This window comes from Arsenicibacter rosenii (genome assembly GCF_001870735.1).
GTDB lineage: Bacteria > Bacteroidota > Bacteroidia > Cytophagales > Spirosomataceae > Arsenicibacter > Arsenicibacter rosenii.
On the sequence record NZ_MORL01000011.1, the window covers coordinates 91,483 to 108,200 of the forward strand.

A 16,718-nucleotide genomic window follows, 5' to 3' on the forward strand; every position below is an offset into this window, starting at 1 on the left:
ATCGAACCGTATGCAACAACTGAAAACTACCTGTTTCCTGCCCTTTGTTTTTCTGTTTCTGCTTACTTCATGCAGCCTGTTCCGGTCGAAACCGGAGCCGGTCGTTTACCGGAATCCGGCCCCGAAACCGGGCACACGACCGGGCGCCGCTAAACCGGCGGGCAAGGTTGTCGATGCGGCCACCTATCAGCGGCAATATGCCCGCGAAGTCGTCAGTATTGCCCGGACCTATACCGGGACGCCCTACCGGTCAGGCGGTACCTCCACGTCCGGCATCGACTGTTCGGGGCTGCTCTATGCCGCATTCAATACGGTCGGGTTGCAGATGCCGCGCATTTCGTGGCAGCAGTCAGAGATTGGCTATGAAGTTGAGGTTGATAAAGTCCGTCCCGGCGATCTGTTGTTTTTTGTGCCGGACAAAGGCAAAGCGGGCTATATTTCCCATACGGGCATTGTAACGGAAGTGCGCAGCAGGGCAGACATCCGGTTTATTCATGCGTCTTCGTCGCGGGGCGTACGCGAAGACAACCTGTTTACCGACTATTTTAAAGGCCGGTTTGTGAAAGCAGTCCGGCCTTTCTGAGCGTCAGTACCTGTCAGCTTATGCCTGACGGGTACTGAGCCATTTTTTTACCCATCGTAATGTTTCCCGGTACGTATGATGGGGCGGCGTAAACCGCAGGGAGGGCAACTCACTGTCTATGTCTGCGATCACCGCGTCGATAGCTACCCATTTCAGGTCAGCAACTTCATCCGGCTGCATGGTTAAAGCGTCGGGCTGCACATCGGCCGGCCAGACAAAGACCCCGGCATGTTCACGGTCAATCAGCCGGCACGCCGGATCAATCGCTACCACATCCATGACGCCCAGATAAACCAGTTCGCCCTTTGCCGGTTTAATGCCGATTTCTTCTTTGAGCTCACGACGCGCCGCCGACTCATAGCTTTCGCCGGGGTCGAGGTGGCCACCCAGACAAACATCCCAGAAGTTGGGCAGGTATTTTTTATCCGGATGCCGGAGGCTCAGCAGAATTTCATGTTGCGGATTAATCACAACGATTTCCGAGGTGCGGTGCCAGTCCCCGTCGATATGTACTGCCGCCTTTTCTTTTGTGATGCCAAGCGGCTGATTCGCTTCATCGAATAATTCCAGGAGAACCATATGTCAAAAAAAATGCCACCTCTCGGTGGCAGATGTGTTTCAAAGGTTTACTGACCTACAGCGGCCGACTGTATCAATTCTTCCCAAAACTCCCGGTTCCGGTGTTTGAGTTTCATTTCGAGACTTTGCGCTTCTTTACGCGTTTCAAAACTTTTCGAGAATTTCAGTACCCAGGGCTTCCCGTCGGCAGTGGCCGGAACTGCTTTTGCATTATGCTGCCAAAGCGCGATTTTCAGATCACGAGCCAGGCCGATGTGATAGGCATCAAGCGGCTCGCTGTAAATGATATAGACAGTATGCATGTATCTGACACACGAGAAGTTTCAACGCTTGCTCGTTAATTACGTACTTGTAGTTTGCTAAAATACGACTTATCGGGAATTTTTTACAGCATAAGAAACAAAAAAGCCGCTAATCGTAGCGGCTTTTTATTGACTGTATTTGTGGAGATAGTCGGATTCGAACCGACGGCCTCTACAATGCCATTGTAGCGCTCTAGCCAACTGAGCTATACCCCCGCGTTTTGTGGGTGCAAATATGAGAATTTTGTTGATTCCTGTCAACTCTCAACCGCAACTTTTTCTATAAAAAAAGGCCCCTGAGGGCCTTTTTACTCACATTCAGTATGTTATCATCTATTGCTCAAGCATTTCAGCGTCGGCAATAATGTAATTCAATTCGTAAATATTGTCGGCATTGAGCTTCAGGGTACCGCGGAATGTCCGGCGCTCGTCGGTTTTGAACTTACGAGCCGACTTTTTAAACTTCAGGGCAACGACCGATTCAGGACCCGCCCCCCCGCAGAAGAAACACGCACTGTACGGGAAAGCCGACAGTACATACAGATTGGCTTCAAGGTCAACCGGCAGTACATACCCTGTCAACTCTACAGGTTTGCCGTTCAGTTTCTGCACACTTGGACCAAATGTCGGATACAGCATGTACACTGACTCTTCCGGATACCACTTCTTTTTGAAGGTCACATCACGCAGAGTTTCCCAGGTAAGCTTAATTGGCTCGAACGTTGCAGGACGAAAACCAGTCAGAAAAATGCCCAGAAGGGTCGTTAAAAGCACTAAACGCTTCATAGAGTTATCAAGGTCAGCTTGTTCAATGAGTACGTAAAAATACAAAGCTTGGTTCCAAAGCGAAAACAATACTGGACAGTATATAAAAAAATTACGAACTATTTCAGAATTCCTTTGGTTTTAGTAACATAACCGGCCCCAAAAGCCGGTTTTTCAGTTTACTAGTTAATACATAAAGTTGATAGATTTTATAAACTAAACCACAGTTCATTATGTCACTCCGCTTAGGCGATATTGCTCCTGATTTCAGCGCCGACACAACACAGGGACACATTAATTTTCACGAATGGCTTGGTACCTCATGGGGTCTTCTTTTCTCACATCCGGCTGATTTTACACCGGTGTGTACGACCGAACTTGGCAGAACGGCACTGCTGAAAGGCGAATTCGAAAAACGTAATGTGAAAGTAATCGCCGTTTCGGTTGATGATCTGGAATCGCACAACCGCTGGGTACCGGATATCAATGAAGTCAACAATACTGAAGTTAACTTCCCGATCATTGCCGATGAAAACCGGCATGTGGCTACGTTATACGACATGATTCACCCGAACGCCAGCGAAAAGGCAACGGTTCGGTCGGTGTTTATCATTGGTCCTGACAAAAAAATCAAACTGACGCTGACTTACCCTGCCTCTACCGGCCGGAATTTCAACGAAATCCTGCGTGTCATCGACTCCCTTCAATTAACGGCTGACTATCAGGTAGCCACGCCGGCCGACTGGAAAGAAGGCGAAGATGTGATCGTGACGCCGGCGGTTCCGAACGATCAGCTGGAAGGAAAATTCCCGAAAGGCGTTACGTTTGTAAAACCATACCTGCGGGTAACCCCTCAGCCTAACAAATAGCCGGTTGTGTAATCCTGCATGCGGAAAGGTGAGCTAATGGCTCACCTTTTGTATTTTTATGGCCCGAAATTGCTGATTCATGAAAAGCCGCGTACTGGCCCGCATTTTGTCCCGCCGAAATTCATTCTGGATTGCGATCCTGCTGCTGATTCTTTCAGCATGGTGGGTGTTGCGTTCGTGTTTTGGCGAACCCAACAAAGACTGGCGTTTTGTAAAAGCCTTTGGTATCAGGATGCCAATGCATTTTGCCCTCCACGGCATCGATGTATCTAAACACAACCGCCGGATCAACTGGACGAAAGTGAAGAACATGCGGGCCGAAGGCATTAAGATTCATTTTGTGTTCATCAAAGCCACCGAAGGCGCAACGCTGAGCGACAAACAATTCCCGATTAACTGGCGGGAGGCGAAGAACGCCAATATTTTACGGGGTGCCTATCACTTCTACCACCCAACCCGCGACCCGATCAAGCAGGCCAATAATTTCATTAATCGTGTTTCGTTGTCGAAAGGCGACTTTGCACCCGTGCTGGATTTTGAGGTAATCAACGGTGTTCCCGATGAGGAGCTGATTGACGGACTAAAAACGTGGCTGGAAGCCATTGAAGACCATTACGAGATCAAGCCGATTATCTACACCAACGCAACGCTGTATAAACGCTACATCAAAGGCAACTTCGATAAGTACCCGCTCTGGATTGCCGACTACTCGAATACCCACCTCAATAAATACGACGCAGACCAGCTGTATATCTGGCAGCATAACCAAAGCGGCTGGGTCGACGGAATACGCGGCAAGGTCGATTTCAATGCCTTCGTTGCCGAACCCGACCGGATTACGGAGATTTGTCTGTAAGTTTTTAAACCACAGCTTTTTAACCACAGAGGACACGGAGTAATGGCACGGAGTTACACAGAGTATCTTTTACCTTTCCTGATGTCCTGACTGTCCTTACCGTTTTCCGGCAGATGCCGGTACACACATCCGCTCTTTCGTTTTTTCGTTCTGTCACTCTTTAATAAAACGCCGAAAGCGTCCTGCGAAAACAGGGCGCCTTCAGGTGATGTGGATGTGTCGGAGCGTGGATAAGCCGGCTATTAATGCCTGCCTTGCTGATTCATTTTCTGGTGTAGATTTTAAAGAATCAGCAAAACTTGCTAAGTTGTGTTGTGCTTTAAAACTTGTTACAAATTTACGTCGGTGCGTATTAACCAACATCCCCTACCCTGGGGGTATTTGCCGCTATACGTAACCGTGCTTACTTTTTTATGCAGCTTTTTACCGTTGAAGAGGAATACAAGCGTATCCAAACCTTTGTAAACACACTTTACCCCGATCCTGATTCTTTTCAAAAAGTTATTTCGCCGGAACTACAGGCAGACGAACTGAACAAGCTGAAGCAGGGGCTTCGTACCGAACAATTCTTTTTCGTCGTCGATTTTGTGACTCTGACCCTATCCCATGCCACAGGACTAGAAGCCCTCGGATACAAGGATGATATCTTTACGTTCCGTAAGTACCTCAGCATGATTCCGAATGGCGGTATGCTCCAGTTGATCACATTGCTGGGCAAACAGACCTTTCGCATGGCAGACCATACGTCAACGTCGTTTCTGAGCCCTAAGCTTGTGTCTAACATCCCTCTGCAACACGCCAATGGCCGGACATTACTGCTCAAACGAACCATTTCGCCCTGGCAGCTCAATCAGGATGGGAAGATTACGGCCTATCTTTCTGAATTTGTCATTCTGAAAGAGTACGAAGGAGAACCCCTGAATCCGCGGTTTCTGGATGTTGATCCCGTTAAGGAACAGGCATACAATCAGATCATCCGGCAGTTGTTTGCCAACCTGCCAGCCAAACAGAATCTGTTTTCACCCAAGGAAATGGAAATTCTCCGGCTCTATGCCGCTGATCAGCAGGGTTCGCTTACCGCTAAAGAAATCGCGCAGGCGACGCAGACACAACCCCTGACCATTCAGGGATATCATAAAACGATCCTGACTAAGGCAAAACAAATGTTCGGGGACGATCTGCCGGTTAAAACGGCCCGCGATGTCAGTACGTTTCTCCAGAAAAACCGGTTATTGTCCTGAAAACCGCGTATGGGCCAATGGTTCAAGGATAAACTTCCGGACCATGGCCCGTACCAGCCGGGTACGCATCCGCCGGATGGGCGTTGTATAGATTTCAAGGAGCTTTGTGTCATCGTTGGTTTCGCCACCGTCGGTAAACACTTCGCCGTGGTAGAAGGAGTGGGACATGACCATCTTCTGCAGCATTTTGACTTTTTTCTCAATGCTACCGCCCATTAATACGGTTTTACCGGTTCCAATCGCCAGCCGCCTTGCCTGATTCAGCATAACAAGGTAAAACTGTAGCTTATAACGGAGCGGCAACCCTGGTTTCAGCCAGTTGCAGCATGATTCGACAATATCGGCAGCATGCAGGTCGCTGGCATCGAGCAGTTTTTCGGCCAGACCCGGTTTCAGGTAAGAAAAGTAACGAAGCGGCTGCCGTTCGACAGTGTTCAGCACAAACCCGCCGACACACTCCCAGCCCCGGTAAAACTGAATGACAAACGCTGACCGCAGGTAGGGCATGGGTACTTCATTGCCCGACAAGCGCCGGTAGGCCTCCCGAAAGCGGATCAATTCGGTTTCGGTATCCACCACGGCAAAGTAAAACGGGAGCGTCTGAACCCGTTCAGGCGCATAGGCATCAACGAAAATGTCAGGAAGAACAGGTAGCGCGTAAGTGTTTTCCATAGGCAAAACGTGCAGGCGTTCAATGTAGATTTGTGTGAGAAGGTGGGGTGACATGCACCTCGTTTAGTACACTAAAATACGCTTTTTTTATCGTTAAAACAAGGTTTTTCAGGCTGTTCAGCGCACTTTTCAAGGCGGGGAGGCAGGTTCGCGTCAGGCAGTTTTCCGGTCTCTATGTCGTTATTTCTACCCCCCTGAGAAGCGGTACGTTTATCGTTACCGGCAAAATTCCGATATTCGCCCATCAAACAAACCACTGAATTTAGCCCATGCTTACGAATCACTCCTTTTTGAACCTGCCGGCCTATGCGCAGCTGAAAAGCCATTTCGCCGAAATCGAGCCGAAACACCTGCGCGACCTGTTTGCCGACAATCCGGAACGCTTTGCCCGGTTCTCGCTTCGTTTCGAAGACATGCTGGTCGACTTTTCGAAAAACCGGATTACGGCCGAAACCCATGCCCTGCTGGTTCAATTAGCCGAACAGGCCGGTCTGAGCGAGGCAATCGGCAAAATGTTCGGCGGAGACGCCATTAACGCTACCGAAGGACGGGCGGTTTTGCACGTAGCCCTGCGTAACCGCGCCAACCGGCCGATTCTGGTGGATGGCAAAGACGTAATGCCTGACGTAAATGCGGTGCTGACGCAGATGAAGACCTTTACGGAGCGGATCGCTTCCGGTGACTGGAAAGGATATACGGGTAAAGTCATCACCGACATTGTCAATATCGGTATCGGCGGATCGGATCTGGGTCCGGTCATGGTTACCGAAGCGCTTAAGCCCTATGCGCTCCCGAACCTGAATGTCCACTACGTATCCAACGTCGACGGCGTACATATTTACGAAACGCTGCAAACGGTCAATCCGGAGACTACGCTGTTTATGATCGCGTCGAAAACCTTTACTACGCAGGAAACAATGGCCAACGCCCACTCGGCACGGAGCTGGTTCCTCGAAAAAGCCGGTGATGAGGCGGCCGTGGCGAAGCACTTCGTAGCGATTTCGACCAATAAAAAAGAAGTAGAAAAATTCGGTATTGACCCCGAAAACATGTTTGGGTTCTGGGATTGGGTCGGCGGCCGCTACTCACTCTGGTCGGCGATCGGCCTGTCAATTGCCTGCTACATTGGCTTTGATAATTTCACTGAGCTGCTGGACGGTGCCCATGCCATGGACGAACACTTCCGGACAGCCGCTTTCGACCAGAATATTCCGGTAACGCTCGCCCTGCTTGGCATCTGGTACAATAATTTCTTCGGTGCCCAGTCGCAGGCTATCTTACCATACGATCAGTATTTACACCGTTTCGCTGCTTACTTCCAGCAAGGCGATATGGAAAGTAACGGAAAATCGGTGGACCGCGACGGCAATCCGGTCGATTACCAGACGGGCCCGATTATCTGGGGCGAACCAGGTACTAACGGTCAGCACGCGTTTTATCAGCTCATTCACCAGGGGACAAAACTGATCCCGTGCGACTTTATTGCACCGGCTGTCAGCCATCGTCCGATCGGCGAACATCATAAGCTCCTGCTGTCAAACTTTTTTGCACAAACCGAAGCCCTGATGAACGGCAAAACCGAGGAAGAAGCCGCCTATGAGCTCAAAAAAGCAGGAAAAACGCCCGAAGAGATTGCGTTTCTGGCGCCGTTTAAAGCTTTCTCCGGTAACCGCCCGACCAACTCTATTCTACTCAAAACGATCACGCCACGCGCACTCGGCAGCCTGATTGCGATGTATGAACATAAAATTTTCACACAGGGCGTAATCTGGAATATTTTTAGTTTCGATCAGTGGGGTGTAGAGCTTGGCAAGCAGCTGGCTAACCGTATTGTGCCTGAGTTAGAGACAGATGACGCCATCAGTTCGCACGACAGCTCAACCAACGGTTTGATTAATTTTTATAAGCAGATGAGAAATTTTTAAAACATTGCAACTTACTGCTCTGTTAATGGGGTGTGATCAGCTGATTGCACCCTTTTTTTGGGCTGGTCCGTCTAGCTTACTTATCAACTCAACAAACGTTATGAACGCTATGAAAAAGTCAGTATTTGCACTTTGCCTGTTGGGCGCCGGTGCCGTATATGGTCAGACCATGAACTCGTCGACAACCACTACTACAACGACAACCTATGATTCGACCAACCGTGCGAATAATGGGGCGACAATGAGTACGCCGATGTACAACAACAATACATCGACAACCGGGACGACTACATACGACAACGGCATGAACAATACAGGCTCGTCGGACATGAACTCGCGGAACAGCTACAACAGCACCACCACCACGACGACTACGACCGATTACAGCAGTGACTCAAAAGACCGGAACGGCACGCGCGCCGACGGCAAGCAGGGACGTTTCGGTATCTACGCCGGGGTGAATTTCTCACGCTTCATCAATGAGCCGATTCCAGATAACGCATACCGCGCAGGTTGGCAGGCTGGTCTTTATGGTCGTTCGGGCGGTACGGTATTCGGGCAAATCGGTCTGGAATACCGCAATTCAACGTCGAACCTGATTCGCTCCGGTTCAGGAACAACGGTAAGCGAAGTTCGTGGTAAAATCGATCAGCACTTCCTGGCTATTCCTGCTTATGTAGGTTTACGGATCGGTGGTGTGGCAGGGCTGCGGATTCAGGCTGGTGCCGAGTTAGCTTCGCTGGTAGCGATTGGCAACAACAATTTCCAGCTGGGTAAAGATGACCTGAACCGTACGATCCTGAACGGGTTGGTAGGCGCTGGTATAAACCTTGGTCCGCTCACATTAGATGCCGTATATAACCACGGTTTTGCTAATGTATTTGACAATGGTGCCGACACCAAACGCCGGATTCTGGCATTTAACTTAGGCTTCCGCTTCTAACAAGCGTGCCGGATTATACTTCATCACCTGGCTGCCCTCAACGGGCAGCCTTTTTTATGGCTATTCCCTCAAACTAACAAACAATACAGCTACATCCCTGTTAAATTGATAGATTAACTCAATACGTTATGAACAACAAATGGACTCTCTTAATCCTGGCCACGGCTACAATTGGCTTATCAACTGCCGCCTTTGGTCAGCGTACTTATGACTCAAACCGCAACGGACGCGGCTATGAAAATGAGTACCCGCGCCGGTACGATGACCGGTACGACCGCCGTAACGACAATTACCGCGCTCAGCCGGATAACCGCGAATTGCAGCGGGCTTATGATGAAGGCTATCAGGACGGCAGGCGCGACGCCAAAGAAATGTTGCGGTCAGAATATAACCGCGATCAGGCCAGGGAAAAAGACAACCGTAAGTCGGATTATAAAAACTTTACATTCGGTGTTTATACCGGTGCCAACTCTACCCGTTTTGAAGGGGAGGATGTAAACGGCAATGCTTTGCGTGGTCGTCTGGGCTGGCAGTTTGGTGCGTTTGTTCGGGGCGGAGGCCGGTTATACGGTCAGATCGGTGCGGAGTACCTTACCTCAAGCTCCGATTTTTACCAGGCAGGCGATGGTGCTTCAGTTGACGATATCACCTCACAGATTGACCTGCGCTACGTACACGTTCCGGCCTACATTGGCTTTAAACTGGCCGAATCAAAGCGGGGAATATCAGCGGTACGCCTGCAGGTTGGTGCCGAATTCGCCACGCCGGTTGGCAACAACAACAACAAGGATTTCGGTTTTGAACGCAGCGATTTCCAGAATGCGACTTTAAGCGGTCTGGCCAATCTTGGGTTTGATGCAGGTCCGCTGTTTCTGGATCTGGTTTATCACCACGGTTTTGCGGATGTTCTGAAAGACCAAAGTAACTCGAAACGCCGGATTCTGGGCGTTAACGTTGGTCTGAAGTTCTAGAGCTATTTCCCGAAAACACCCGGCTGGTCGGTTTATGGATAAGGTAGTTTATCTTCCTTGCCATAAACCGACTATCTTTGTTTTATGAACACCCTATTTCCCATTTTTGTCAAGGTCGAACAGCTTCAGCTGCTTATTGTCGGGGGCGGTTACGTCGGTCTGGAAAAAGTAACGGCTGTGTTATCCAATGCGCCGGCAGCACCCGTTACGCTGGTGGCCCCCGAAATCCGTGATGAGATCCGTGAACTCGCCGGCCAGTACCCGAACCTGACATTGGTGACAGACCTGTACCACAAAAACTATCTTACGGGAAAGGACCTGGTGATTGTGGGAACCAACGACAAGGCGGTCAACCAGCAGATACAGCAGGATTGTAAGGCGCAGAAGATTCTGGTGAATGTGGCTGACACGCCTGCCCTGTGCGACTTTTACCTTAGCTCGGTAGTCAAAAAGGGAGATCTGAAAATAGCAGTGTCAACCAACGGAAAGTCGCCCACGTTTGCCAAGCGCTTCCGCGAAGTACTGGAAGAGATTTTACCCGACAGTTTACAGGAAACCCTTGATAACCTGACCCAGATACGGAACAAACTCAAAGGCGATTTTCAGGAAAAGCTGGAGCGGCTGAACGAAATCACCCGCGTTATGAAGTAACCTAACGATTACGCAGGATAAAGAAGTAAATTACGCCGGCAAGGGCCACATAACTGATTATGAGCCACTTTTTTTTCTGGTCAAACTCAAGAGGCTGGTGGTAATAATCATACACCATCGAGGTTGACAAACCCAATACCATCAGAAAGAACGAGAACACCCCGAAATCTGTTCGGTAAACACTGAAAGCATGCATGAACCGTGCGCCTGAGACAATGTAGAGAAGCCAGAAACCAAAACCAAGCCGGTATAGGTAAACGCTCAGACGGCGGTCGTTCTTTATATCGAAAAGGTCACTTGAAAATCGTTCTGACATGGCTTTCGGTTATTCTTTTTGGTGAAGTTACTAATTTTACAACGTAAAAACAACCATTTTATGCTTGATTCCCAAACTGTTGATACAACAACCGAATATAATACGATGACGGTTGAACTGGCCCGCGTGGACGATGCCTTTCATTTTGCTGCCACCGGTGTGTCAGGGGTTAAGTTAGATATTGATGCGGCTACCGACATCGGCGGCCACAATGCCGGTGCCCGTCCGATGGAGATGCTGCTGATGGGACTGGCCGGCTGTTCGGCCATTGACGTGATTCTGATTCTGCAAAAACAGAAGCAGGTTATCGAAGACTTCAAACTGTCGGTATCAGGCAAACGCGAGAAAGGCGCTACGCCTGCTCCCTTCAAGGCGATTCACATTACCTACCGGCTGAAAGGCCAGCTCGACGAAGCCAAAGTAAAACGGGCGATTGACCTGTCGATGGATAAATACTGTTCAGCCACAGCCCAGCTCCGGCCCACGGCTGATATTACCTACTCATTCGAGATTACCGCTTAAGTTTCATGCAACAATACCACGACCTGCTACGCTTTATCCTGAAAGAAGGCGCCCGCAAAACCGACCGTACCGGCACCGGTACGATCAGCGTGTTCGGGTACCAGATGCGTTTTAACCTTCGGGAGGGCTTTCCGCTGGTAACGACCAAAAAAGTACACCTGAAATCGGTCATTCACGAGCTGCTCTGGTTTATCAAGGGCGATACGAATATCAAGTATCTCAAAGACAACGGCGTGTCGATCTGGGACGAGTGGGCCGACGAAAACGGCGAACTGGGTCCGGTATACGGCAAACAGTGGCGGCGCTGGGAATCTCCCACGGGCGAGACCATCGACCAGTTGCAGGATGTGCTGAACCAGCTGAAGACTAAACCGGATTCGCGCCGGATCATTATTTCGGCCTGGAACCCGGCCGAGGTGCCGAATATGGCCCTTCCCCCCTGCCATGCGTTTATTCAGTTCTACGTTGCCCCGGCCGATCCCGAAAAAGGCGAAACCAAAGCCAAACTGTCGTGCCAGCTCTACCAGCGCAGCGCCGACGTGTTTCTGGGTGTGCCGTTCAACATCGCGTCGTATGCCCTGATGACTATGATGATTGCGCAGGAATGCGGTCTGGAAGCGTACGAGTTTATCTGGACCGGCGGCGATACGCACATCTACCTCAACCACCTCGACCAGGTAGAAACGCAGCTGTCGCGCGAACCACGGCCGTTGCCAACCATGCGGTTAAATCCGGATGTATCCTCGGTTTTTGATTTTACGTACGCCGATTTTACCCTCGAAAATTACGATCCGTATCCGGCGATCAAAGCCCCTGTCGCCGTTTAATATAATGAAAGCGGATACCATAAACCGGTGTCCGCTTTCCGCTTAACCTTATGTTCGAATTTCATAAAGACCGTATTGCGTATTTTCACCAGCAAACGATCAACGCCGAGAAATACGTCATTCCGTTTATCGAAGAGACCTTCGCGCTCCGGCCGGGTATGCGCGTACTGGAAGTCGGTTCGGGTGAGGGAGGCGTACTGAAAGCGTTTACCAACCGTGGCTGCATCGGCGTCGGCGTTGAGCTTGTGGCCGGTAAAGTCGACATTGCCAGGCAGATGATGGCTGATGAGATTGCCGCCGGCAAGGCTACGTTCTCGCAGAAAGACATTTACCTGGTCGACATCAGACAGGAATTCGGCGACCTCTTCGACCTGATTGTGCTGAAAGATGTGATTGAGCACATTCACGATCAGGAGCGGTGTCTGCAGTTGCTGAAGACGTTTCTGAAGCCGGGCGGGGCCATTTACTTTGGGTTTCCGCCCTGGCAGATGCCGTTTGGCGGTCACCAGCAGGTTTGCCGCAATAAGCTGCTGTCTACGCTGCCCTATTATCACCTGCTGCCACGACCGTTGTACGCTGCCTTTTTGCGGGCCTTCGGTCAGGAGCCGCGGGATCTGCTCGAAATTAAGGATACCGGCATCTCAATCGAGCGTTTCGAACGGATTGTGAAGCAAACCGGCTACCGGACCGCTAACCGCCGTCATTATCTGATTAATCCGATTTACGAGTTTAAGTTTAAGCTGAAACCCCGTGAACAGTTTGGCCTGATTACCCATATTCCGTACCTGCGTAATTTTGTAACAACGTGTGTGTATTACCTGATACAACCGGTGTAAATCCGGCTGTATCACCTCTATAAGCCTTTTACCCTTAATTCCTTTAAACCTTTATGCACATCCGGTACATGGTAATAGCTGCCTTGCTGGCAGTTAGTTTTGCGTCCTGTCAGCAAGCCCCAACTGACCATTCGCTGCCACTGAAAGGCACCTGGGAGCTGGTAGATGCCACAACAATTGAACAGGATTCTTCCTATTCGACGTTTGATGCCTCACACAAGATGATTAAAATCATCAACGACACCCATTTTGCCTTTCTGAACCACAGCGCACAACCCGCCGATTCAGCAAAGCATTTCTTTTCGGCCGGTGGCGGAACGTATACACTGACAGACAGCACGTATACCGAACACCTGGATTACTTCAGCGATCCGGCCTGGGAACACCATACCTTTGCCTTTACCGTAACCCTCCGGAACGATACACTGATCCAGAAAGGTGTCGAGAAGGTTGAGAAACTGGGCATCGACCGGGTGATTATTGAAAAGTACGTGCGGAGTAAGTAGTTTTGAACCACAAAGGCAATAAGAAATGAAGCAGCACGAAGTTTTTCTTCGTGTATCTTTCCGGCCTTGGTGCCTTTGTGGCTAATTTCACCGGATATGAACACACCACTCAACAAATTTGACCACGAAGAGCTTAACGACTGGATACTAGCTATCGAAAAATCATTCGGTATTCACTTTGCCGAAGGCGAAATCATCGCAACAACCGCTGATGAGCTGCATGCCGCTATTATGGCAAAGCTTCCTGAGCACCCAGACAACAGTTGCACCTCACAGCAAGCTTTTTATAAACTCCGGCAAGCCCTCCGAACGGTTTCGCCTGTACAGGACATACGACCTTCGACAGCACTCAGCATGATTTTTCCAAAACAGGAAAGGCGTGCTGCCGTCCGGCAACTTGAGCATGAACTTGGCGTTTCAGTACACCTGCTGAAACCACCGGACTGGCTGGTAACCTGCCTTTTTTTTGCCTGCTGACATCACCTTTACTGCTGTTTTTCAGTGGTTTTCTGTTTACTACGGTACTGTTTTCGGCAATAGGAGGCTTATGCCTCTCTACTGTGTACGGGCGACATATGACTATCAAAACAGTTGGTGAACTGACCTATAAGGTCAGTATGGAGCACTATCAGGCCTGCCGCCGTCAACCCGGTACAATCAACCGACAGGAGGTTGACAGATTATGTCGGCAGTGGTTCACGAAAGAATTCGCAGTTTAACCGCCGGCAGTTTTCAGGTAATCAGGCGATCAATCCGCTCCGTAGGAGCGCAACAGCGCAGCGTCGGTAGCAACAACATCCCGCATCAATCCGCCCTGTAGGGGCGGTACAAACGCTGGTTTCGTACCTATGGCACGAGACGGTGGCTGGGAACCTCACGGGCGGGCTACCGACGCTCCGCTGTATTGTCCCTGACGGGACAATTATCCGACAATCCGCTCCGTAGGAGCACAACAGCGCAGCGTCGGTAGCCCCCCAAACGCCATATATCAATCCGCTCCGTAGGAGCGCAACAGCGCAGCGTCGGTAGCCCCCCCAAACGCCATGTATCAATTGCTCCGTAGGAGCATAACAGCTCAGCGTCGATAGAAACTACTGCCGTTGCGACAGCCGGTCGTATTCCCGTTCAATCATACTTTTTTCATCGCCACCGTGGTATACGCTGAAATAGTGGGAAGCCAGCCCGATGCCCCAACCCAGCGTTGCCCAGATTGGCCACGGATAGATAAAGCCGCTCTTGTTAAAAAACAAGCTTGTTACTAACCAGATCGCCCACAAACCGGCTAACACGATGACGTAGGTGCGTAAGTGCATTTTAAAACCGACCCGTGCCTTGGCCTGACGCCAGATATATGGATCGTGTGACAGATTGGTTGACTGAGTTTCCATGACTTCGGTTCGTTTAGTAGTTTGGCTGACAGCCTATTGGCCTGTCATTGATGAATCAAAGGTAGCGTACGGTCCCCCGCTTCGCTATCAGATTCTGACCAATTGCCTAACTTGCGGAGTAAACAGGCTTTTTACCATGACAAACGCTGATATTGTCGATATACTCGAACAAACCACCAAATTGCTGGAACTACACAACGACGATCCCTTTAAAATCCGCTCGTATCAGTCGACCGCCTTCAATCTGGATAAGCTTACCGAAGATATTACGGAACTACCCGCTACCGAGCTGGTCAAACTGCCCGGCATTGGTAAGAGTATGGCCAACAAAATCCGCGAAATCATCGACACCGGACACCTGAATGAACTGGACACCCTCCTGTCACAAACCCCTGAGGGTGTGCTGGATATGTTCCGGATCAAAGGCATTGGCCCAAAAAAAATCCGCACCATCTGGCACGAACTGGGTATCGAAAACCTGCGCGACCTGCAACTTGCCTGCGAGAATGGCCAGATCGCTACACTAAAAGGCTTCGGAGCCAGCACACAGGAAAAAATCCTCAGCTCGCTGGAGTTCCTGCAAAGCCAGAGCGGCAAAATCCGGATGGATAAGGCCGATGCCCTGGCCGGTGTTCTGCGCGATGCCATTGCCCCGCAGGTCGACCGGGTAGAAATCAGCGGGCAGGTACGCCGGAAAGCACAGGAAGTTGATACCATTCAGCTCCTGATCGGTACCAGCCAGCTACGGGCGACCATGAACGCTCTGAATACCATTCCGTTTCTGCACCAGCACGCAGCCGAATCCTCGCCGTTTGCCTGGCGCGGGTCGATGGATGGTACTGAGGTTGCCATCGAGCTGCTGCTTTATCCGGCCAATCAGCTTGATCGTCAGTTGTTTATTCACACGGCCGCTGAGGCCCATCTGAAACAGGCGGGGCAGGCGGGACAAACATTGCTGCAGGCTGCCATGTCCGGCGACGATACGACCGAAACGGCTATTTATGACCGGGCAGGCCTTCCGTATATCGTACCCGAAATGCGGGAAGATGCCTTTGCGTTCCGGTGGTCGGCCTACCACCAGGCAGATGAGCTGGTGACCTGGGATGATCTGCGGGGAACGCTGCATAACCACAGCACCTGGTCGGATGGCAAACATACACTCGGGCAGATGGCCGATGCTACCCGCGAGCTGGGCCTCAGTTATTTCGGAATTGCCGACCATTCGCAGACGGCAGCGTATGCCAACGGCCTGAAACCACAGCAGGTCCGTGAGCAACATGCCGATATCGACCGCCTGAACGAGCAGTACGGTCCCGATTTCCAGATCCTGAAAGGCATTGAGTCGGATATTCTGGGCGATGGCTCCCTGGATTATGAGACCGATACCCTGGCCCTGTTCGATTATGTCGTGGCATCGGTTCATCAGAACCTGAACATGGCCATCGATAAGGCGACGGCACGGCTCATTAAAGCCATCGAAAACCCGTATACAACCATTCTCGGCCACCCGACCGGCCGCTTATTGCTGGCCCGCGCCGGTTACCCGATTGACCACAAAGCGGTTATCGACGCCTGTGCGGCCCACCATGTAATTATTGAGATTAATGCCAGTCCTTACCGCCTCGACATCGACTGGCGCTGGATCGACTATGCCATGCAGCAGGGCGTTATGCTCAGCATTAATCCCGACGCCCACAGCACAACGGGTTTGCTCGATATGCACTATGGTATTGCCATTGGGCGTAAAGGCGGCCTAACCCGGAAAATGACGTTTAACGCCCTCACGTTGCCCGAAATGAAGGCATGGCTTGCCGACCGTAAGCAGCGGAAAGGCATTGAACTCCCGGCCAATAGCCGTTAAACGGCCACTGGTTCAGGAGGCATCTATACCCTGTAAACCGGATAAGATGCCTCCTGAACCGGTCTTCAAACAATCACTTCTATAAACAAATTAGTATTTAATTAA

The 16,718-nt window shown here is 50.6% G+C and carries 20 protein-coding genes and 1 tRNA gene; 14 read left to right on the forward strand and 7 right to left on the reverse strand.

What is annotated here, in order from left to right:
• The first annotated feature begins 10 nt into the window (after nucleotides 1-10).
• The gene (locus tag BLX24_RS31750; protein WP_083422065.1) at nucleotides 11-583 is read left to right on the forward strand and encodes a C40 family peptidase; all 573 of its coding nucleotides are present in this window, start codon (nucleotides 11-13) and stop codon (nucleotides 581-583) included.
• Between the two features lie 18 nt (nucleotides 584-601).
• Here BLX24_RS31750 and BLX24_RS19045 read toward each other — a convergent pair whose 3' ends face one another.
• The 4 genes from BLX24_RS19045 to BLX24_RS19060 all read right to left on the reverse strand — a co-directional run bounded on the left by BLX24_RS19045 (nucleotide 602) and on the right by BLX24_RS19060 (nucleotide 2,250).
• Nucleotides 602-1,162, reverse strand: coding sequence for an NUDIX hydrolase (locus BLX24_RS19045; protein ID WP_071504781.1), 561 nt, complete (start codon nucleotides 1,160-1,162; stop codon nucleotides 602-604).
• A gap of 47 nt (nucleotides 1,163-1,209) precedes the next feature.
• Nucleotides 1,210-1,464, reverse strand: coding sequence for a GIY-YIG nuclease family protein (locus BLX24_RS19050; RefSeq protein ID WP_071504782.1), 255 nt, complete (start codon nucleotides 1,462-1,464; stop codon nucleotides 1,210-1,212).
• A 142-nt stretch (nucleotides 1,465-1,606) separates the two neighbouring features.
• A tRNA-Ala gene (locus BLX24_RS19055) sits at nucleotides 1,607-1,680 on the reverse strand.
• A 117-nt stretch (nucleotides 1,681-1,797) separates the two neighbouring features.
• Nucleotides 1,798-2,250, reverse strand: a complete 453-nt coding sequence (locus tag BLX24_RS19060) for a DUF3299 domain-containing protein (protein WP_071504783.1) — start codon at nucleotides 2,248-2,250, stop codon at nucleotides 1,798-1,800.
• 212 nt (nucleotides 2,251-2,462) lie between these two features.
• Here BLX24_RS19060 and BLX24_RS19065 point away from each other — a divergent pair, with 212 nt between their 5' ends.
• The 3 genes from BLX24_RS19065 (at nucleotide 2,463) to BLX24_RS19075 (ending at nucleotide 5,195) form a co-directional block, all read left to right on the forward strand.
• Nucleotides 2,463-3,098 (forward strand): peroxiredoxin, encoded by a 636-nt coding sequence (locus BLX24_RS19065; protein WP_071504784.1) that lies wholly within the window; start codon nucleotides 2,463-2,465, stop codon nucleotides 3,096-3,098.
• A 79-nt stretch (nucleotides 3,099-3,177) separates the two neighbouring features.
• On the forward strand, nucleotides 3,178-3,954 hold the full coding sequence (locus tag BLX24_RS19070) for a glycoside hydrolase family 25 protein (protein WP_083422066.1): 777 nt from the start codon (nucleotides 3,178-3,180) through the stop codon (nucleotides 3,952-3,954).
• A 413-nt stretch (nucleotides 3,955-4,367) separates the two neighbouring features.
• On the forward strand, nucleotides 4,368-5,195 hold the full coding sequence (locus BLX24_RS19075) for a helix-turn-helix domain-containing protein (protein WP_071504785.1): 828 nt from the start codon (nucleotides 4,368-4,370) through the stop codon (nucleotides 5,193-5,195).
• On the opposite strand, the gene BLX24_RS19080 is transcribed toward BLX24_RS19075, so the two are convergent.
• The gene (locus BLX24_RS19080) at nucleotides 5,184-5,867 is read right to left on the reverse strand and encodes a hypothetical protein (protein WP_071504786.1); all 684 of its coding nucleotides are present in this window, start codon (nucleotides 5,865-5,867) and stop codon (nucleotides 5,184-5,186) included. The two genes, BLX24_RS19075 and BLX24_RS19080, sit on opposite strands and share 12 nt — an antisense overlap.
• A 269-nt stretch (nucleotides 5,868-6,136) precedes the next feature.
• Between BLX24_RS19080 and pgi the strand changes: the two genes are divergently transcribed.
• The 4 genes from pgi (at nucleotide 6,137) to BLX24_RS19100 (ending at nucleotide 10,357) form a co-directional block, all read left to right on the forward strand.
• Nucleotides 6,137-7,792 carry a glucose-6-phosphate isomerase gene (gene pgi, locus BLX24_RS19085; RefSeq protein WP_071504787.1) on the forward strand — a complete coding sequence of 552 codons (1,656 nt, stop codon included), beginning with the start codon at nucleotides 6,137-6,139 and terminating at the stop codon, nucleotides 7,790-7,792.
• Nucleotides 7,793-7,901: 109 nt separating this feature from the next.
• Nucleotides 7,902-8,735 carry an outer membrane beta-barrel protein gene (locus tag BLX24_RS19090; protein WP_229201849.1) on the forward strand — a complete coding sequence of 278 codons (834 nt, stop codon included), beginning with the start codon at nucleotides 7,902-7,904 and terminating at the stop codon, nucleotides 8,733-8,735.
• Nucleotides 8,736-8,863: 128 nt separating this feature from the next.
• On the forward strand, nucleotides 8,864-9,706 hold the full coding sequence (locus BLX24_RS19095) for a hypothetical protein (protein WP_071504789.1): 843 nt from the start codon (nucleotides 8,864-8,866) through the stop codon (nucleotides 9,704-9,706).
• An 84-nt stretch (nucleotides 9,707-9,790) separates the two neighbouring features.
• A complete protein-coding gene (locus tag BLX24_RS19100) occupies nucleotides 9,791-10,357 on the forward strand; it encodes a precorrin-2 dehydrogenase/sirohydrochlorin ferrochelatase family protein (protein ID WP_071504790.1) in 567 nt (188 codons plus the stop codon).
• Nucleotide 10,358: 1 nt separating this feature from the next.
• On the opposite strand, the gene BLX24_RS19105 is transcribed toward BLX24_RS19100, so the two are convergent.
• On the reverse strand, nucleotides 10,359-10,673 hold the full coding sequence (locus BLX24_RS19105) for a hypothetical protein (RefSeq protein WP_071504791.1): 315 nt from the start codon (nucleotides 10,671-10,673) through the stop codon (nucleotides 10,359-10,361).
• A 60-nt stretch (nucleotides 10,674-10,733) separates the two neighbouring features.
• Here BLX24_RS19105 and BLX24_RS19110 point away from each other — a divergent pair, with 60 nt between their 5' ends.
• From BLX24_RS19110 to BLX24_RS19130, 5 genes are all read left to right on the forward strand, one after another.
• Nucleotides 10,734-11,195 carry an OsmC family protein gene (locus tag BLX24_RS19110; protein WP_071504792.1) on the forward strand — a complete coding sequence of 154 codons (462 nt, stop codon included), beginning with the start codon at nucleotides 10,734-10,736 and terminating at the stop codon, nucleotides 11,193-11,195.
• Nucleotides 11,196-11,200: 5 nt separating this feature from the next.
• Complete coding sequence (locus tag BLX24_RS19115) at nucleotides 11,201-12,022, forward strand: thymidylate synthase (protein WP_071504793.1); 822 nt, start codon at nucleotides 11,201-11,203, stop codon at nucleotides 12,020-12,022.
• A gap of 50 nt (nucleotides 12,023-12,072) precedes the next feature.
• Nucleotides 12,073-12,858 (forward strand): class I SAM-dependent methyltransferase, encoded by a 786-nt coding sequence (locus BLX24_RS19120; RefSeq protein ID WP_071504794.1) that lies wholly within the window; start codon nucleotides 12,073-12,075, stop codon nucleotides 12,856-12,858.
• A gap of 53 nt (nucleotides 12,859-12,911) precedes the next feature.
• Entirely contained in the window at nucleotides 12,912-13,364 is a 453-nt protein-coding gene (locus tag BLX24_RS19125; protein WP_229201850.1) for a DUF4488 domain-containing protein, read from the forward strand.
• A 96-nt stretch (nucleotides 13,365-13,460) separates the two neighbouring features.
• On the forward strand, nucleotides 13,461-13,841 hold the full coding sequence (locus tag BLX24_RS19130) for a hypothetical protein (protein ID WP_071504795.1): 381 nt from the start codon (nucleotides 13,461-13,463) through the stop codon (nucleotides 13,839-13,841).
• A gap of 614 nt (nucleotides 13,842-14,455) precedes the next feature.
• Here BLX24_RS19130 and BLX24_RS19135 read toward each other — a convergent pair.
• Entirely contained in the window at nucleotides 14,456-14,752 is a 297-nt protein-coding gene (locus BLX24_RS19135) for a 2TM domain-containing protein (RefSeq protein WP_071504796.1), read from the reverse strand.
• 136 nt (nucleotides 14,753-14,888) lie between these two features.
• On the opposite strand from BLX24_RS19135, the gene BLX24_RS19140 reads away from it, so the two are divergent.
• Nucleotides 14,889-16,613 carry a helix-hairpin-helix domain-containing protein gene (locus tag BLX24_RS19140; protein ID WP_071504797.1) on the forward strand — a complete coding sequence of 575 codons (1,725 nt, stop codon included), beginning with the start codon at nucleotides 14,889-14,891 and terminating at the stop codon, nucleotides 16,611-16,613.
• The last annotated feature ends 105 nt before the right edge of the window (nucleotides 16,614-16,718 follow it).

Coding starts and splice junctions, on each gene's coding strand:
- BLX24_RS31750 (WP_083422065.1), top strand. CDS start 11: ATGCAACAACTGAAAACTACCTGTTTCCTGCCCTTTGTTTTTCTGTTT.
- BLX24_RS19045 (WP_071504781.1), bottom strand. CDS start 1,162: ATGGTTCTCCTGGAATTATTCGATGAAGCGAATCAGCCGCTTGGCATC.
- BLX24_RS19050 (WP_071504782.1), bottom strand. CDS start 1,464: ATGCATACTGTCTATATCATTTACAGCGAGCCGCTTGATGCCTATCAC.
- BLX24_RS19060 (WP_071504783.1), bottom strand. CDS start 2,250: ATGAAGCGTTTAGTGCTTTTAACGACCCTTCTGGGCATTTTTCTGACT.
- BLX24_RS19065 (WP_071504784.1), top strand. CDS start 2,463: ATGTCACTCCGCTTAGGCGATATTGCTCCTGATTTCAGCGCCGACACA.
- BLX24_RS19070 (WP_083422066.1), top strand. CDS start 3,178: ATGAAAAGCCGCGTACTGGCCCGCATTTTGTCCCGCCGAAATTCATTC.
- BLX24_RS19075 (WP_071504785.1), top strand. CDS start 4,368: ATGCAGCTTTTTACCGTTGAAGAGGAATACAAGCGTATCCAAACCTTT.
- BLX24_RS19080 (WP_071504786.1), bottom strand. CDS start 5,867: ATGGAAAACACTTACGCGCTACCTGTTCTTCCTGACATTTTCGTTGAT.
- pgi (WP_071504787.1), top strand. CDS start 6,137: ATGCTTACGAATCACTCCTTTTTGAACCTGCCGGCCTATGCGCAGCTG.
- BLX24_RS19090 (WP_229201849.1), top strand. CDS start 7,902: ATGAAAAAGTCAGTATTTGCACTTTGCCTGTTGGGCGCCGGTGCCGTA.
- BLX24_RS19095 (WP_071504789.1), top strand. CDS start 8,864: ATGAACAACAAATGGACTCTCTTAATCCTGGCCACGGCTACAATTGGC.
- BLX24_RS19100 (WP_071504790.1), top strand. CDS start 9,791: ATGAACACCCTATTTCCCATTTTTGTCAAGGTCGAACAGCTTCAGCTG.
- BLX24_RS19105 (WP_071504791.1), bottom strand. CDS start 10,673: ATGTCAGAACGATTTTCAAGTGACCTTTTCGATATAAAGAACGACCGC.
- BLX24_RS19110 (WP_071504792.1), top strand. CDS start 10,734: ATGCTTGATTCCCAAACTGTTGATACAACAACCGAATATAATACGATG.
- BLX24_RS19115 (WP_071504793.1), top strand. CDS start 11,201: ATGCAACAATACCACGACCTGCTACGCTTTATCCTGAAAGAAGGCGCC.
- BLX24_RS19120 (WP_071504794.1), top strand. CDS start 12,073: ATGTTCGAATTTCATAAAGACCGTATTGCGTATTTTCACCAGCAAACG.
- BLX24_RS19125 (WP_229201850.1), top strand. CDS start 12,912: ATGCACATCCGGTACATGGTAATAGCTGCCTTGCTGGCAGTTAGTTTT.
- BLX24_RS19130 (WP_071504795.1), top strand. CDS start 13,461: ATGAACACACCACTCAACAAATTTGACCACGAAGAGCTTAACGACTGG.
- BLX24_RS19135 (WP_071504796.1), bottom strand. CDS start 14,752: ATGGAAACTCAGTCAACCAATCTGTCACACGATCCATATATCTGGCGT.
- BLX24_RS19140 (WP_071504797.1), top strand. CDS start 14,889: ATGACAAACGCTGATATTGTCGATATACTCGAACAAACCACCAAATTG.